This window comes from Labrys sp. E2SS-1L, assembly GCF_057073705.1.
Genome location: NZ_CP172712.1, coordinates 3,322,602 through 3,336,903, shown reverse-complemented (window position 1 = coordinate 3,336,903; position 14,302 = coordinate 3,322,602). Strand labels below are relative to the sequence as shown.

Below are 14,302 nucleotides of genomic sequence, written 5' to 3'. Positions count from 1 at the left end.
GTCGGCGAAAACGCTGCATGCGTGACGGTAAAGGGGCGGACGTCTCGCCCGCACCTTGGGTACATCGTGTCACGACACCACGTTGCGCACGAAGCGCACGATGCCCTGCCCGGCATTGACGTAGCTATAGGATTGCGAACTGTCGAAGATCAGGAAATCACCGGCCGCGACGACCTCACCGCCGCCGGCCGTCTCGACGATCAGCACGCCCTCGACGACATAGAGCATTTCGCGCCAGCCCTCGGCATCCGGCAGCGCGTCATAGCGATCGCCGGGCCCCAGGCTCCAGGTCCAGAGTTCGGCCGCTCGCCGCGCCGGTGCCGCTCCCAGAAAGGTGGCACGGCTGTCGGGATGCATCCCACGCCAGCCAAGCTGATCGACACGCTGGTTGCCGGCCTGGCCTGGATCGCGGACGATCGCCCCGAAGTCCACCCCCAACACACCGGCCAGCCGGTCGAGATTGGCCAGGGAGATGTTGGCGTCTCCCGCCTCCACTGCCACGATCAGCCTCCGACTGAGGCCGCTGGCCTCCGCCAGCGCCGCCTGGCTCATGCCTGCCTCGGCGCGCAGACGCCTGACATTGGCCCCGACATGGACGAGTACATCCGCCATTCCACTCTCATCCCTTGACTGCGCAATATAATGCACATATGGATGAGCAATATAATGCGCAACAGGCAAGGCGGCAATCGGTCATGAAGATTCGCAATTTCGGCGTCGAGATCTGGATGAACGGGTATGAGAACCATTGTTCGCACAATCTGGCGGAGACCTGCGTCGAATCGCTGACGATCGCGCAATTGCTCGAGATTGCCGGCAAGCCCCAGAGCGCGCTCGATGATCTGCTGGCGATGAAGATGACCTATGGTGCCATCGAGGGCAGCGACCGCCTGCGGGCTGCCATCGCGGCGACCTATGCCCGCCAGAAAATCGAGAACATCGTGGTGGCCCATGGCGCGATCGGTGCCAATGCCCTCGTGCACGAAACCCTGGTCGAGCCGGGTGACCGCGTGATCTCGGTGCTGCCGACCTACCAGCAGCATTACTCCATTCCCGCCAGCTACGGCGCCGACGTGCAGATCCTCAAACTGCGCGAGGAGAACGGCTTCCTACCCGATCTCGAAGAACTGCGCCGCCTCGCTTTGCCCGGCACCAAGCTGATCGCCATCAACAATCCCAACAATCCGACGGGTGCGCTGATGGACGAAGCCTTCCTCGGCGAGATCGCTGCCATCGCCCGCGCCTGCGGCGCCTATGTGCTGTGCGACGAGGTCTATCGCGGCATAGACCAGGAAGGCGACGGCTTCACTGCTTCCATGGCGGATCTCTATGAGAAGGGCATCAGCACCGCCAGTATGTCCAAGGCCTATTCGCTCGCGGGCCTGCGCCTTGGCTGGATCGCGGGTCCCGTGGATCTGATCCACGCCGTCTCCATCCATCGCGACTACAACACCATCAGCGTCGGCATGATCGACGATCATTTCGCCACCATGGCGCTGGAGAACCGCGACAAGGTCCTGGCGCGCAGCCGTTCGATCGTGCGCGGCAACCTCGCCATCCTCGATGCCTGGGTCAAGGACGAGCCACGGATCAGCTATATCAAGCCCCGCTCCGGCACCACGGCCCTCTTGAAATACGACCTTCCCATCGCTTCGGAAGCGTTCTGCATCCGCCTGCTGGAGCGCACCGGCGTGCTGTTCACGCCCGGCAGTGCCATGGAAATGGAGGGATATCTGCGTATCGGCTATGCCAATGGCAGCACTGTCCTGCGCGAGGGCCTGGCCCGCGTAAGCCAATTCCTGAAAGAGTTCGACTAACGCCCTGTTATACAGGGCACTATCGGCATTTTTTCTACCGGCGCCGCAGCGTCTCGACCCGTGCCTGCGCGCTACTGCGCCGGGCAGCCTCAGCCACCTCCCTGGAGACGATGGTCTGCCCGATTGGCGCTATGGCGATGCCGGCGAGCTTGAGGTGCTGGATGCCGAAGGGAATGCCGATAATGGTGACGAAGCAGAACAGCGCCGAGCAGACATGGCCGATCGCCAGCCACAGGCCGGCGAAGACGAACCAGATCACATTCCCGATCAGGCCGAGGCCGCCGGTACCGATATCGTCTCTCTGATAGAGTTCGCGCCGGCTGATCGCCTCGCGCCCGAACGGAAAGAAGCAGAAATTCGAGATCGTCAGGCAGGCCCGCCCCCAGGGGATGCCGACGATGGTGATGAAGGCCAGCAGGCCGAGCAGAAACCAGGCGATCCCCAGGAAGATGCCGCCGAAGACGAACCAGATCAGGTTTCCGATCAATCGCATCAGCGGCTCCTTCCAATCATCTGCATGAGCACGGCAATCAGCCCAAAACGGGTGCTAGCGGTCCAGCATCTTCGGCGAGAGGAACAAGGCCAGCGTCGCCTGATGGCCGGCGATGCCGGCCCAATCATCGAGTTCGAAGTCGAGAACGGCAAGGGCAGCGGTCGGAAATTTGCCGCTGAGCGGATCGGCTGCCGTCCCCGCCCCCCGTGTCAGGAAGGCCGCGACCTGTTCCAGGCCGGGATTGTGGCCGACGATCAGCAGGGTCTGCACCTCGGGTGCCACCGCCCGGATGACGCGCAGTATCGTTTCCGGCGGTGCCTCGTAGATCGCCCGCTCGAAATGCAGCGTGTGCGGCCCCAGGCTGCCCTCGATCAGGGCCAGCGTCTCGCGCGTGCGGCGTGCGGTCGAGGCGATCACATGGTCGGGCTGCAGACCGCGGCGGGCGATCTCCCTTCCCATGCGCGGGGCGTCCCGCTGCCCCCGCGGCGCAAGGGGACGCTCGTGATCGGAAACGCCAGCGGGATAGTCGGATTTCGCGTGCCGCAGCAATATCAGGCGCTTCATCAATCGATCACTTAGAGTTCTTCGACAAAGCAATGATTTCAGGTCGATATTCGAAATGCATGGTGTCGTAATGGTACCATTTTCCACCCCAGATGAAACCGTGCTTTTCGAAAACCTCGACAATCTCCATCGGGATACGGTTTTTGTAGGAAACCTTGTCCGTCTCCTTCTTGGCCCCGCCCCAGCGCCAATAATCGGTGAATTTCACATTGATGTCGATCGCCGCGGCATAGGCGTGCATGCTCATGCGCGACGTGCCGGCGATCACGCGGCAATTGAAGGTCCCGGCCGAAGGCTTGAGATAGACGTAGAATTTAGCCGGGAGGGCTTCGAGATCGCGCGAGACGGCCTCCAGCCGATCGGCAACGCCATTGGCGGTGGCCACGCGCAGCGTGCCGCCTCCCAAACCAGGGAGCCACTGAATGGTCTTGAGCTTGACCTGCCCCTTCGTGCAATCGCCATACATGGCATCGAACAGCGCCTGGTTGCGAGCGCGGCCAGGATCGTCCGCCGGCGTGGCCGGCTGCTTGTAATGGGCCCCGAGCGTATAGGGCATCACGAACATGTCGCGGATATCGGCCTTCTCGATACGCTGCTGCGGCGTCTTGTTGGCAGCGCCGTCGGAAAGCGCGATATGCTGGCCATTCTTCAGAATGAGATCCTTGGCGTCGTAGCCCGCGATGAAATCAGGATAGGCCGCCACCAGAGCATCCAGGGTGGGATCGGCCATCGCCGCCGATGCAAAAGCCATCGACAGAGCGAGGGCCAGCGTTCCGGTCCGAACGACATTCCTCATTGACCGGCCTCGGCGCGCTGGATCAGGGCGACATTGGCTTTTTCGACGGCGCTGAGTTCGACATTCCAGGTCCAGGGACGATACCAGGAGAATTGGGAGAAATAGGCGCGCAATTGCGTGTCCTTCATATAGCGGCCGCGGCGCGCATAGATCTCGTTGCGGGCCAGCCGCAACTGCTGCCCCGACAGGCCCGAAATATCGTTCCAGTTCAATCGCCTGCTCCCCGAATCCGGCAAGATGAATTCGACCTGGTTGTTGCGGGGTGCGGGCGTGGGTTCCGCCGGCTCGATCGCCGCCTGCTGTTGGAATTCAGGCTGCGGCTGGGGCTCCACGACGGGCTGGGGCGTCGGTTGAGGCGTGACCTGAGGTTCCACCGTTATCGCCTTGACCGGTTGCGGTGTCTCGACCTTTCCGGCCATGGCGAAGGAACCGATGATGGCCTCGTTCACCCAGGGGGTCTGGCCACCCTGGGTCGACTGGTCGACATCGGCCCTGACCTGGCCGAACATCTGGCGGATGTCGAGGCCGGGCGTCTCCATATGGGCGAGCAGCGCCGTGGTGAAGGGCGAGTTGCGCCCGCTGCCATCCTGCGCCACCGAACCCGGCGCCGTGGAGAAGGCGATCAGCGTGCCCTTGGCCGAGGAGGCGTCGAGATCGATGCGGGCCAGCCCGCGCGTCCCCGCCCCCCGCGTCAGCTGGCGCGTCAGGGGATTGTCCCGGCACGAATCCAGGATCACGATCTTCACCTTCGGCGCCGCGCTGTCGACCAGTTCCAGCAGCTTGTCCAACGACAGGGTCTGGGTGTCCAGATCGAGCTCGTCCGAGATCTTGGCCGAGACAGGCACCAGGTAGTTGCGCCCCTTCACCTGCACGCCATGGCCCGAATAGAACACCACCACGCTGTCGGCATGGTCGGCATCGCGCAGGAACGCCCTCAGCCCGTCATTCATCGCCGCCAGGTCGCCGTCCTTGACCAGGGTCACCGCATAGCCGATCCGCCCCAGCGCCGCCGCCATGTCGTTGGCGTCATTGGCCGGGTTCACCAAAGGCGTCACCGAGCGATAGGCGCTGTTGCCGATCACCAGAGCCGCCTTCTGGGCCGCCAGAGCCTCGCCCCCGACAAGCAGGCCGGCGAGCAGAAAAAGACCCCACATATAACGTCGCATCATCATGGCCCGACCGGTCTTATGCACCTTCGCAGAGTATCACCTTTTGTTAACACATCGAACGCGCGAAAAAGCACATCGAGCCCCCAGCACAATTTTGAGGAGCGATGGCTGTGGCAGGATTGTCACGCCGACCAACCGTCTCATGATTCAAGGCAATTTCGCCGATTTCACCCTTGCAACGAAGCAGCGCTTACGGCCATGAAGGCTGCCACCCAAGTGTTGTGTACGGGATCGGAGAGGCCGTGGATTTGCGCCAGGCAACCGCCATTGCGAAACAATTCATGCCACGGCCGGGCAAACCGGCCAGCCTCGCGGTTCTCGCCCTGCTCGCAGCAACCGGCACGGTCCAGGCAGGCGACGATTCGCAGCCCATGCAATTCAGCATCATTGCCTCCGGCAAATCCTGTCCGGGATGCGTGGTGATCAATGCCTCGGGCCAGATCGTCGACGAAACCTCGCGAAATTTTGCCGTCTTCCTCTCGCAGAACCGCCTGAGCGGTGTGCTGCCGGCGGAACCTGCGGACGGGCAATTCCCACCAAGCGATGCGACGAAGGTCATCATCGCTTTCGAGTCGATCGGCGGCAAGGTGCAACCTGCCCTGATCATGGGGCGCCGCATCCGCAAGGCCGGATGGACGACCGTGATCGGCCAGGCCCGCCTTCAGCGCGGCCAGCCGGTCTTCAATCAGGCCGGCTGCTTCTCGGCCTGCACCATGGTGATGCTGGGCGGTACAGCGCGTTTCGTCGTGCCGGGCTCGAAGGTCGGCGTGCACCAGTTCTCGCCGCAATTCACCGATGGCGAAAGCTTCGATGCCCGCGAAATGGGCCAGATCGTGCGTGACTATGGTCGCGAGGTCGTCAGTGTCTATGATTTCGTCAAGACTCTGGGGGTGAACGAAGCGTTCTTCACCACCACCCTGCGCACCCCCTTCAACAGCCTCGACGTACTGCCTGAAAGCCAGTGGATCCCGGTCGGGGTCGCCACGACCCTGCTGCCGGCCTCCGATGAACCCGTTACGACCTCGAGCCTGCTCACCGGCAGGGGGAACGAGCAGCCGATGGCCGCTGTCGCCAAGCCGAGCGTGGGGCTCAAGGCCTCGCCGGGCATCCCGCCGGCCGGCCACGGCCGCTGGACCCTCATCCAGGCCGCGGGCCTGCCGGCAACCGCGGAATTCGCCAGCGAGCAGTTCCGTGTCGCCCTCGCCTGCCGCGACAGCAAGACGGCGCGCCTCGAACTATCCTTCAAGGCCCTGGCGCCGCTCGATCTCGAACGTATGCGGGCTGCTGCCGTCTCGGCGCGATCGCTTAGAATTGCCGGGCGCCAGATTGCGATAGACAGCGTAGAGGCGGCCGGAAATGGCGAACAGAGTGTTGCCGCCCTGCTCGCCGCCAAGGATGTCAGGGATTTGCGCAGGAGCGGCAATCTCACCGTCGCCGTGCTCGACAAGGCCGGTGAGCCGGTCGGTCGATCGGAAGCGATCCCGACCGAAGACGCCTCGAAAACGCTCGACGACGCCATGGCGTCCTGCGGCGCCTGAGAGCCCGACGCCCCGGGACAGGCTGTGGCCTTCGCGGCCTCGCTGCGCCTTTTTTATGAGGCAGAGGCCTAATCCATCAGGAACGGCGCCGTCTCGCGCTTCAATGCAGCTTGTCGGCTTCCCAGGCTGCCCGCATGGCATCGTCGACCGAGGCGAAATGCGGCGACACATCGTCGGTGGTTTCCTCGGCGTGTGGCTTCTCCTCACGGATGACCAGCACAGAGCAGCCGGAATGGCGTACGATGGCGCTCGCATTGCAGCCAAGCAGATAGGTGGCGACACTCGGTTGGTGTGAACCGACCACCACGAGATCGGCCTGCTGTTCCTCGGCGATGGCCAGAACTTCGTGGTAGATGCCGCCGATCCGCACCACGCTCTGCACCTGGCCGCCCGGCAGCAGCACCGTGCGGGCGAGATCGGCGAGCGAGCCCTTGGCCTTTTCGGCGACTTCGCCTTCAAAGCTTACGGGCACCGTATCCAGCATCATCAGGGGCATGATCGGCACGACATGGACCAGGGTCAGCGTCGCGCCGGCGGTATCGGCAAGTTTCACTGCGCTGTCGATGGCGAGTCTGGCCAGTTTCAGATCTGCAATATCGACAGGAACGACGATCGACTTGAACATCTTGTCTACTCCCGTTGGCCGAGCTGACGCACAGAACAGAATAGACGTTATGGCGTCACGCCTCAGTTGAAAGAGCACGCCCCAGCCATCCTTGGACGGCTGTACCTAATCGATATAGGGCCCCCTGACGAATTGCAAACGCTTGGGATGCCAAAAAGTTCAGAGCACACCGAGTTTTTTTTGCAGGGAAGACGATGAGGTTGTGTACTGAAACGTCAAGCGTTTCTCTGGGTAGATATAGCGGAAAGCCTTCTGCGCCATCAGTGCGCCTTCATGGAAGCCCGACAGGATCAGCTTGAGCTTGCCGGGATACCAGTTGATGTCGCCAATGGCGAAAATGCCCGGCTGCGATGTCTCGAAGGTCTCGGTGGACACCAGCACCAATTCGTCATTGTGCAAATCGAGCCCCCAGCTCGACACCGGTCCAAGCTTCATGGTCAGGCCGAAGAAGGGCAGCATGTGCTCGACCGGCAAGGTGTAGACCGTGCCGGAATCCTCGCGGATCACCGCACCCGAGAGCTGGCCATCCGCTCCCTCCAGGCCGACGACCTGCCCGAATTTCAGGTCCATCGCCCCCTCTGCAGCCAAGGCCCGCATCTTCTCCACCGAATGGGGAGCAGCCCGGAACGCATCGCGGCGGTGCATCAGGGTCACGCGCTTGGCGATGGGCTGCAGGTTCAGCGTCCAGTCGAGGGCGGAATCGCCGCCGCCGACGATCAGCACGGAGCGGTCGCGGAAAGCCTCCATCTGCCTGACGGCATAGGAAACCGACTTGCCCTCATAGGCTTCGATGCCCTCGATCGGTGGCTTCTTGGGCTGGAAGGAGCCACCGCCGGCGGCGATCACCACGGTCTTGGTCTCGAACACGTCGCCGGCATCCGTGGTGACGCGGAACAGGGGATCACCGATGCGCTCGATCGTGGAGATCATGCGCGACAGATGGAAGACGGGCGAGAACGGTTCGATCTGCTTGAGCAGATTGTCGACGAGTTCCTGCCCCGTCACGATCGGGAAGCCGGGAATGTCGTAGATCGGCTTTTCGGGATAGAGCTCGGCGCACTGGCCGCCGATCTTGTCGAGAATGTCGACCACATGCACCCTGATATCGAGCAGACCGAGTTCGAATACGGAGAACAGGCCGACAGGCCCGGCGCCGACGATGAGCACGTCGGTCTTGATAATCTCAGTCATGATCTGTCCGATAGGTGGTTCACAGCAGCTTCTAAAGCGTTTTGCGATTTGGCGGAATCGCCAAGAATCGCAAAGACGCGTCCGATCAAAGAGTGAGAGCAATGCAGCGTTTCCGTCTAAACGCGCTTTGCTCTAGGGCAGCAAGGCTGACCAAAGTCAACGAAGCGCATGCCCTCGTCAACTCCGCAATCATGATCAAATCAGCGCAGCTAGGGTGAGGCCACCGGAGACAGATCATGACCCGACACGAAACCAGCCTTGCCTATGCAGCTCGCATCGAACGGGTGATGAGCCATATCGCCGATCATCTCGACGACAGGCTCGAACTCGACGATCTGAGCGACATTGCCTGCTTCTCGCCCTACCACTTCCACCGCGTTTTCGTCGCGGTCACGGGAGAAACCGTGGCAGAGGCTGTGCGGCGGCTGCGCCTCCATCGTGCCGCCGTCGAGCTCAATCGCTCGCAGCACGCGCTGGTACGCATCGCCACCCGGGCAGGCTACGGATCGGTGGCGGCCTTCACCCGCGCTTTTGCGGCCTCCTATGGCTCGCCGCCGGCCGCCTATCGGCGTGCGGGCCAGGATCTGCGCCCGGTCCTTCAGCCATCAGGATCTCAAGCCATGACCCGTGCCACTGCTTTGCGCTCAACCCTGCACTATGACGTCACCATCGAGACTGTGCCCAAACTCCGCCTGGTCACCCTGCCCCATCGCGGCGACTACCAGAAGATCGGCGCCAGTTTCGAGCGCCTGTTCGCCTGGGCTGGCGGCCACGGCCTGCTGCGCCCAGGCGTCCGCATGATCGGCATCTATTATGACGATCCCGACAGCAAGCCTCTCGCGGAACTGCGCTCCGAGGCAGGCCTCGCCGTGCCGGAAGATAGCCCGCTCGCCCCGGATATGGCCTGGCGCGAGGTTGGCGGCGGCCCCGTGGCCCGGCTTGTGCACAAGGGCACCTATGCCGATCTCGATATCGCCTATGCCTATCTCTACCACAGCTGGCTGCCGCATTCCGGGCGTCAGCCGGGCGAGGCGCCCTGCTTCGAGGAATATCTCAACGACCCGCGTAGCGCGCCGCCGTCCGAATGGCTGACGGCCGTGAACCTGCCGTTGAAGTGACATCCATCCGGATCAGAGGCTGGCACCCAATCGAGTCAGCCAGCGGCGCCAGCTTGGTGCGACGTCAACCGCCACCTTGGTAAAATCGGCTTCGTCTCCGGCACGGTACTTTGCAACGGCAGCGAGAGTATCCGGGGAGACAACCAGCGAAGGACACGGCTTTGCCGGCTCCAGCGGGACCGAGCTGCGGGCGTTGAAGACGTAGCGCCCGCCGCAGCTTGCCACGGTTGGTTCCCGCCGCGTGGCTTCGAAATGATCATACCCTTCCTTCAGATTCAGCCAGAAGGCCAGGTCGGGGCCACTCGCGTTGACGGCCATGTTCCGGGCATGCATGCGGAAAGGAAAAGCCTGCACCTGAATGGTTTGCTGCCCGGCGTCCAGGGCGTCGCGCACCAGCGGATAGATTTCGTTGATGCCACCATCCGTCATGGCGAAACAGCCGACAGAGCGGCACGCGCCATGCACCATCAGGGCAGACCCGGTATAGCCAAGGGAACGTTCAAGCGAGTTGGGAAAGCCGAGGTTGAAGGAAAGGTAATAGGCCGAGCGCGGATTGAGCGAGGTTTTGGTCAGGGTATAGAACCCTTCCGGCGATTGACGGTCGCCTTCGCGCCTTTTGCGCCCGAGTTCACCCGACCAGCTACAGATGGGCCATGTCTTCAGAAGAGAAAAGCGCCCGTCTGCGCCTTTCTTCCAGATTTCAAGCTCGTTTTCGGCCTTGAATATGCGGATCAACACCGGATCGGCGCTCTTCATGCCTGCTTTTGCCATCACCGTTCGAACCGACATCGGTATGGGTTGAAGGTGACGCTGTTCGAGCGGAATACCAGGCGGAAGGGCGGCAAAAACAGGCGGTTTTTCATCCTTGAACGGCAGATGGAGCCCCGAGCGATCAAGCATCGCGGGCAAAGCCGTGAACGCTCCTGTCAGCGCAAGTATCGAAACGCCAATACCGATCATGCGCCTCGTCATTCCAACTCTATCATCTACATGAATCGACCCAGCAATCGCAGGCTTTTCCGGCGGATTTGTGATTGCTGCGGCCTTGGTGGTTACGGTCCCGCCCGGATTTTCATGGGAAATGTGCGGCGAACAAGTCGTCGCCCCGTCACTCCTCGTAGCTCACGACGATCTCCCCGATCCCCTCGCAGCTGCCGCGCAGGGTGTCGCCCGGCTTCACCGAGCTGACCCCGGCCGGCGTTCCAGTCATCAGGAGATCGCCGGGCGCCAGCGCCACATAACGCGACAGATAGGCGATCGCCTCCGGTACCGACCAGATCATCTGCGACAGATCGCCGGACTGCTGCACCTTGCCGTTGACCGTCGCCTCGATCCTGCCCTTGTCGGGGTGGCCGATGCGCGCCGCCGGCACGATGGCGCCGATCGGGCAGGACTGGTCGAAGCCTTTGGCAAGCTCCCACGGCCTGGAAAGCTTCTTGGCCTCGGCCTGGATGTCCCGGCGTGTCATGTCGAGGCCGACGGCATAGCCATAGACATGGTCGAGCGCCCGTTCGACCGAAATGTCCCGTCCGCCCCGTCCGATGGCGACCACAAGCTCGATTTCGTGATGCAGATCCGAGGTCTGGCTCGGAAACGGCAACAGGCCGCCGGGATTGACGGCATCGGCAGGCTTGGCAAAGAAGAAGGGCGGCTCGCGCGTAGGATCGGCTCCCATCTCGCGGGCATGGTCGGCGTAGTTGCGGCCGACGCACCAGATGCGCCGTACCGGAAAGACGGCGGCTTCACCGGCGACCGCTACGAAGGCCTGTGGCGGCGGTTCAATGACATAGTCCATCGCAAGATCTTCCTGGTTGATTGGAACGCTCCGGCTCATCGCGCCGACAAGCGCAAGTCAGTCGAACACTTCCCTCAAGCGCCTGACGATATCGGCCACACCGAACCTCACGGGATCCGTCGTAGGCAGGCCCTCGGTCTCGCCGATCTCGGCCAGGCAGGCCCTGGCAGCCGTCTCGTCCAGGGCCTGGGTGTTGACGGCGATACCGACACATTGAATGCCCGGATTGGTCAGGCGGCCATTGGCGATGGTGGCGTCGATGACGGCTCGAATGCTCGGCAAGGCGGCCGGCACACCACGCATGGTCGTGCGGGTCGGCTCATGGCAGACGACGAAAGCATCGGGCTGGGCGCCATGCAGCAGCCCGAGGGTCACGCCGGCGAAGGAGGGATGAAACAGGCTGCCCTGCCCCTCGATCACGTCCCAATGACGGGGGTCGGCATCGGGGCTGATCCATTCGGCGGCGCCGGAAATGAAATCGGCCACCACCGCATCCACAGCCACGCCCCGCCCCGAAATCAGGATACCGGTTTGCCCAGTGGCCCGGAAATCGGCGTCGAGCCCCTGGACCCGCATCTCCCGTTCCAGGGCAAGGGCAGTATATTTCTTGCCGACCGAACAATCGGTGCCGACAGTGAGCAGACGCAGGCCGCTGCGCTTGGTGCCCTTGCCGGTGGCAAAACTCTGGCCCGGGATACGCACATTGTGGAGCTGCCGGCCATGGCGCCGGGCGGCTTCGGCAATTTGCGGAAATTCCTCCAGCCGGCGATGCAGGCCCGAGGCGACGTCGAGCCCGGCTTCCAGCGCTTCGACGATCACGCTGATCCAATGCTCCGGCAGGACGCCGCCGGCGTTGACCACCCCGATCACCAGCGTCCGCGCGCCACGTCGAACACCCTCGCCAATGCCGATGTCCTCCAGCCCCAGATCCGCCCTGCACCCCGGCAGCCGCAACTGACCGAGGCACCAGTCCCTGCGCCAGTCGACGATACCGGCCGCGGTCTTGGCGGCAAGCTGGTCGGCCACGTCGCCAACGAACATCAGATAGGGCTTTTCGATCTGCATGGGGGCGGCGACCTTCCTGAAGATATGCGCGCAGTGGTTGCCGGGTCGCGCCGTCACACGCTATCCTATTGACTGCACAGAAATATTGGCAAAATGGCACGGGGCTTTTTGCGCATCATGCCCGAAAGATTAGTATGACCTCCAGTGATTCCCCCGCAAGAGCCCGTTTCGCAACTTGAAGCCCGAGCAGGACATAGACAACAGCGATCTGACCCAGACGGGTCCCGCTCGGCTGGCGCCAACAGGCGCCTGGGTCGCACGCAATTCGCGGCATCTGGAAAAACTCTCCGCGATCATGATCAAGGCCGCCCCGGCCAATACGGTGGTGGAGTTCGACCTGTCCGGCGTCTCGCAGCTCGACACGCTCGGTGGGGTCGTCATCGAGAATATCCGGGCGGCCTTCGGCGCGCGCAACTCCACGCTCGAGATCACCAATGCTACCGAAGCGCAGGCGATCCTGCTGGCGGAGATCGCGGCGCAGAACATTACGTCGCCCCCACAGCCGCCGGAAGCGCATCATCTCATCGAACTCCTGGCCGATCTCGGCCAGTCCATGCGCCGGATCGTGCATGATGCCGTGAACATGAATGTGTTCCTCGGCGAAACCATGCGCGCGATCGGACGCCTGCTTACGGCGCGTACACGCTTTCGCTGGGCCGCAGTGGTGAACCAGATCGAATTGATCGGCCTGCGCGGCGTGCCGATCATCGCGCTGATCTCCTTCCTCGTCGGCGCCATTCTGGCCCAGCAGATGATCCTGCAGCTGAGTTATTACGGTGCCACGCTGCTGGTGGTGTACACCCTGGCCGTGCTGATGTTCCGGGAAGTCGGCCTGCTGCTTGCGGCCATCATGGTGGCCGGCCGCTCGGGTTCGGCGATCACGGCCGAACTCGGCTCGATGAAGATGCGCGAGGAGATCGATGCCATGCATGTCATGGGCATCGATCCCATGGAAGTCCTGGTCATCCCGCGCATCCTCGCCTTGATCATCGCCCTGCCGATGCTGACCTTCCTGGCCGCGATGGCGGGTATGTTCGGCGGCGCTCTGGTGGCCTGGGGCTATGGCGGCATCACGCCCACCACCTTCCTGCAGAACCTGCGCGATTCGATGACCATGCACACTTTCCTGGTCGGCCTGATCAAGGCGCCGGTCATGGCGCTGATGATCGGCATTACCGCCTGCATCGAAGGTTTCAAGGTCCAGGGATCGGCTGAATCGCTCGGGCGTCAGACCACGGCCTCGGTGGTCAAATCCATGTTCATCGTCATCGTGGTCGATGGCCTCTTCGCCATCTTCTTCGCATCCATCAGTTTCTGACCATGGCGCCCCCAGACCAATCCCGCGAAACCATCATCTCCGCCCGCGACGTCCGCGTGAACTTCGGACCCCGATTCATCCTCGACGGTCTCAGCCTGGACGTCTACCGCGGCGAGATCCTCGGGGTTGTCGGCGCTTCGGGCACCGGCAAATCGGTACTGATGCGCACCATCATCGGCCTGGCGCCGCTTCACTCCGGACAGATCGAGGTCTTCGGCCTGGACTATCTCAATTTGCGCCCGCGCGAACAGCAGCGCATCGCCCGGCGCTGGGGGGTGCTGTTCCAGCAAGGCGCCCTGTTCTCCTCCCTGACGGTGAAGCAGAACATCCAGGTTCCGATGCGCGAATATCTCAAGCTCTCGCCCAAGCTGCTGGACGAGCTCGCCATGCTGAAGATCGCGCTGGTCGGCCTCAAGCCCGATGCTGCCGACAAGCGTCCCTCGGAACTCTCCGGCGGCATGATCAAGCGCGCGGCACTGGCGCGGGCGCTGGCCCTCGATCCGGACCTGGTTTTCCTGGACGAACCGACCTCCGGCCTCGATCCGATCGGCGCCGGTGAATTCGACGAATTGATCGCCACGCTCAGGCAGACACTCGGCCTGACCGTCTATATGGTGACGCACGACCTCGACAGTCTCCACGCGATCTGCGATCGCATCGTGGCGATCGGCGAGGGACGCGTGTTGGCCCAAGGCCCGATGGAGACCATGCTCGCTTCCGAACACCCCTGGCTGCGCGCCTATTTCCATGGCCCCCGTGCCCGCGCCGCCTTGGCGACCGCCAGTAACGGCGCCAGGAAACCGGGTTGAGCAT

15 protein-coding genes are annotated in these 14,302 nt (G+C 62.9%); 5 read left to right on the top strand and 10 right to left on the bottom strand.

Features of this window, described 5'->3' with window-relative positions:
- Nucleotides 1-69: 69 nt before the first annotated feature.
- Entirely contained in the window at nt 70-612 is a 543-nt protein-coding gene (locus ACIGJE_RS15400; protein ID WP_311938026.1) for a helix-turn-helix domain-containing protein, read from the bottom strand.
- Nucleotides 613-695: 83 nt separating this feature from the next.
- Between ACIGJE_RS15400 and ACIGJE_RS15395 the strand changes: the two genes are divergently transcribed.
- Nucleotides 696-1,817, top strand: coding sequence for an aminotransferase (locus ACIGJE_RS15395; RefSeq protein WP_367622552.1), 1,122 nt, complete (start codon nt 696-698; stop codon nt 1,815-1,817).
- 34 nt (nt 1,818-1,851) lie between these two features.
- On the opposite strand, the gene ACIGJE_RS15390 is transcribed toward ACIGJE_RS15395, so the two are convergent.
- Genes ACIGJE_RS15390 through ACIGJE_RS15375 form a run of 4 tightly spaced genes read right to left on the bottom strand, consistent with a single transcriptional unit; the run spans nt 1,852 to nt 4,824 of the window.
- Nucleotides 1,852-2,310, bottom strand: coding sequence for a YccF domain-containing protein (locus ACIGJE_RS15390; protein ID WP_394309309.1), 459 nt, complete (start codon nt 2,308-2,310; stop codon nt 1,852-1,854).
- A gap of 54 nt (nt 2,311-2,364) precedes the next feature.
- A complete protein-coding gene (locus tag ACIGJE_RS15385) occupies nt 2,365-2,874 on the bottom strand; it encodes a SixA phosphatase family protein (RefSeq protein ID WP_415085235.1) in 510 nt (169 codons plus the stop codon).
- Between the two features lie 7 nt (nt 2,875-2,881).
- Nucleotides 2,882-3,670 carry a M15 family metallopeptidase gene (locus tag ACIGJE_RS15380; RefSeq protein ID WP_415085233.1) on the bottom strand — a complete coding sequence of 263 codons (789 nt, stop codon included), beginning with the start codon at nt 3,668-3,670 and terminating at the stop codon, nt 2,882-2,884.
- Complete coding sequence (locus tag ACIGJE_RS15375) at nt 3,667-4,824, bottom strand: caspase family protein (protein WP_367622548.1); 1,158 nt, start codon at nt 4,822-4,824, stop codon at nt 3,667-3,669. Before ACIGJE_RS15375 ends, ACIGJE_RS15380 begins: the two co-directional genes overlap by 4 nt.
- Before the next feature lie 296 nt (nt 4,825-5,120).
- Here ACIGJE_RS15375 and ACIGJE_RS15370 point away from each other — a divergent pair, with 296 nt between their 5' ends.
- Nucleotides 5,121-6,377: a hypothetical protein gene (locus ACIGJE_RS15370; RefSeq protein ID WP_394309313.1), complete on the top strand. Its 1,257-nt coding sequence runs from the start codon at nt 5,121-5,123 to the stop codon at nt 6,375-6,377.
- Nucleotides 6,378-6,477: 100 nt separating this feature from the next.
- Here the strand turns inward: ACIGJE_RS15370 and ACIGJE_RS15365 are convergent, their stop codons facing one another.
- A complete protein-coding gene (locus ACIGJE_RS15365; protein ID WP_311940318.1) occupies nt 6,478-7,002 on the bottom strand; it encodes a universal stress protein in 525 nt (174 codons plus the stop codon).
- 159 nt (nt 7,003-7,161) lie between these two features.
- Entirely contained in the window at nt 7,162-8,193 is a 1,032-nt protein-coding gene (locus ACIGJE_RS15360; RefSeq protein ID WP_311940320.1) for an NAD(P)/FAD-dependent oxidoreductase, read from the bottom strand.
- A gap of 236 nt (nt 8,194-8,429) precedes the next feature.
- Between ACIGJE_RS15360 and ACIGJE_RS15355 the strand changes: the two genes are divergently transcribed.
- The gene (locus ACIGJE_RS15355) at nt 8,430-9,311 is read left to right on the top strand and encodes an AraC family transcriptional regulator (protein WP_415086594.1); all 882 of its coding nucleotides are present in this window, start codon (nt 8,430-8,432) and stop codon (nt 9,309-9,311) included.
- Nucleotides 9,312-9,323: 12 nt separating this feature from the next.
- Here the strand turns inward: ACIGJE_RS15355 and ACIGJE_RS15350 are convergent, their stop codons facing one another.
- The 3 genes from ACIGJE_RS15350 to dgcN all read right to left on the bottom strand — a co-directional run bounded on the left by ACIGJE_RS15350 (nt 9,324) and on the right by dgcN (nt 12,171).
- Complete coding sequence (locus tag ACIGJE_RS15350) at nt 9,324-10,271, bottom strand: L,D-transpeptidase family protein (RefSeq protein WP_415086596.1); 948 nt, start codon at nt 10,269-10,271, stop codon at nt 9,324-9,326.
- A gap of 148 nt (nt 10,272-10,419) precedes the next feature.
- Nucleotides 10,420-11,106, bottom strand: a complete 687-nt coding sequence (locus ACIGJE_RS15345; RefSeq protein WP_415086598.1) for a fumarylacetoacetate hydrolase family protein — start codon at nt 11,104-11,106, stop codon at nt 10,420-10,422.
- A gap of 57 nt (nt 11,107-11,163) precedes the next feature.
- On the bottom strand, nt 11,164-12,171 hold the full coding sequence (gene dgcN, locus ACIGJE_RS15340) for an N-acetyltransferase DgcN (protein ID WP_415086630.1): 1,008 nt from the start codon (nt 12,169-12,171) through the stop codon (nt 11,164-11,166).
- A gap of 295 nt (nt 12,172-12,466) precedes the next feature.
- Here dgcN and ACIGJE_RS15335 point away from each other — a divergent pair, with 295 nt between their 5' ends.
- Complete coding sequence (locus ACIGJE_RS15335; RefSeq protein ID WP_311940329.1) at nt 12,467-13,489, top strand: MlaE family ABC transporter permease; 1,023 nt, start codon at nt 12,467-12,469, stop codon at nt 13,487-13,489.
- Nucleotides 13,490-13,491: 2 nt separating this feature from the next.
- Nucleotides 13,492-14,298 carry an ABC transporter ATP-binding protein gene (locus tag ACIGJE_RS15330; RefSeq protein ID WP_311940331.1) on the top strand — a complete coding sequence of 269 codons (807 nt, stop codon included), beginning with the start codon at nt 13,492-13,494 and terminating at the stop codon, nt 14,296-14,298.
- The last annotated feature ends 4 nt before the right edge of the window (nt 14,299-14,302 follow it).

Excerpts from the sequence above, each read along its gene's own strand:
- ACIGJE_RS15400 (WP_311938026.1), bottom strand. The coding sequence starts at position 612 with ATGGCGGATGTACTCGTCCATGTCGGGGCCAATGTCAGGCGTCTGCGC.
- ACIGJE_RS15395 (WP_367622552.1), top strand. The coding sequence starts at position 696 with ATGAAGATTCGCAATTTCGGCGTCGAGATCTGGATGAACGGGTATGAG.
- ACIGJE_RS15390 (WP_394309309.1), bottom strand. The coding sequence starts at position 2,310 with ATGCGATTGATCGGAAACCTGATCTGGTTCGTCTTCGGCGGCATCTTC.
- ACIGJE_RS15385 (WP_415085235.1), bottom strand. The coding sequence starts at position 2,874 with ATGAAGCGCCTGATATTGCTGCGGCACGCGAAATCCGACTATCCCGCT.
- ACIGJE_RS15380 (WP_415085233.1), bottom strand. The coding sequence starts at position 3,670 with ATGAGGAATGTCGTTCGGACCGGAACGCTGGCCCTCGCTCTGTCGATG.
- ACIGJE_RS15375 (WP_367622548.1), bottom strand. The coding sequence starts at position 4,824 with ATGTGGGGTCTTTTTCTGCTCGCCGGCCTGCTTGTCGGGGGCGAGGCT.
- ACIGJE_RS15370 (WP_394309313.1), top strand. The coding sequence starts at position 5,121 with ATGCCACGGCCGGGCAAACCGGCCAGCCTCGCGGTTCTCGCCCTGCTC.
- ACIGJE_RS15365 (WP_311940318.1), bottom strand. The coding sequence starts at position 7,002 with ATGTTCAAGTCGATCGTCGTTCCTGTCGATATTGCAGATCTGAAACTG.
- ACIGJE_RS15360 (WP_311940320.1), bottom strand. The coding sequence starts at position 8,193 with ATGACTGAGATTATCAAGACCGACGTGCTCATCGTCGGCGCCGGGCCT.
- ACIGJE_RS15355 (WP_415086594.1), top strand. The coding sequence starts at position 8,430 with ATGACCCGACACGAAACCAGCCTTGCCTATGCAGCTCGCATCGAACGG.
- ACIGJE_RS15350 (WP_415086596.1), bottom strand. The coding sequence starts at position 10,271 with ATGATCGGTATTGGCGTTTCGATACTTGCGCTGACAGGAGCGTTCACG.
- ACIGJE_RS15345 (WP_415086598.1), bottom strand. The coding sequence starts at position 11,106 with ATGGACTATGTCATTGAACCGCCGCCACAGGCCTTCGTAGCGGTCGCC.
- dgcN (WP_415086630.1), bottom strand. The coding sequence starts at position 12,171 with ATGCAGATCGAAAAGCCCTATCTGATGTTCGTTGGCGACGTGGCCGAC.
- ACIGJE_RS15335 (WP_311940329.1), top strand. The coding sequence starts at position 12,467 with ATGATCAAGGCCGCCCCGGCCAATACGGTGGTGGAGTTCGACCTGTCC.
- ACIGJE_RS15330 (WP_311940331.1), top strand. The coding sequence starts at position 13,492 with ATGGCGCCCCCAGACCAATCCCGCGAAACCATCATCTCCGCCCGCGAC.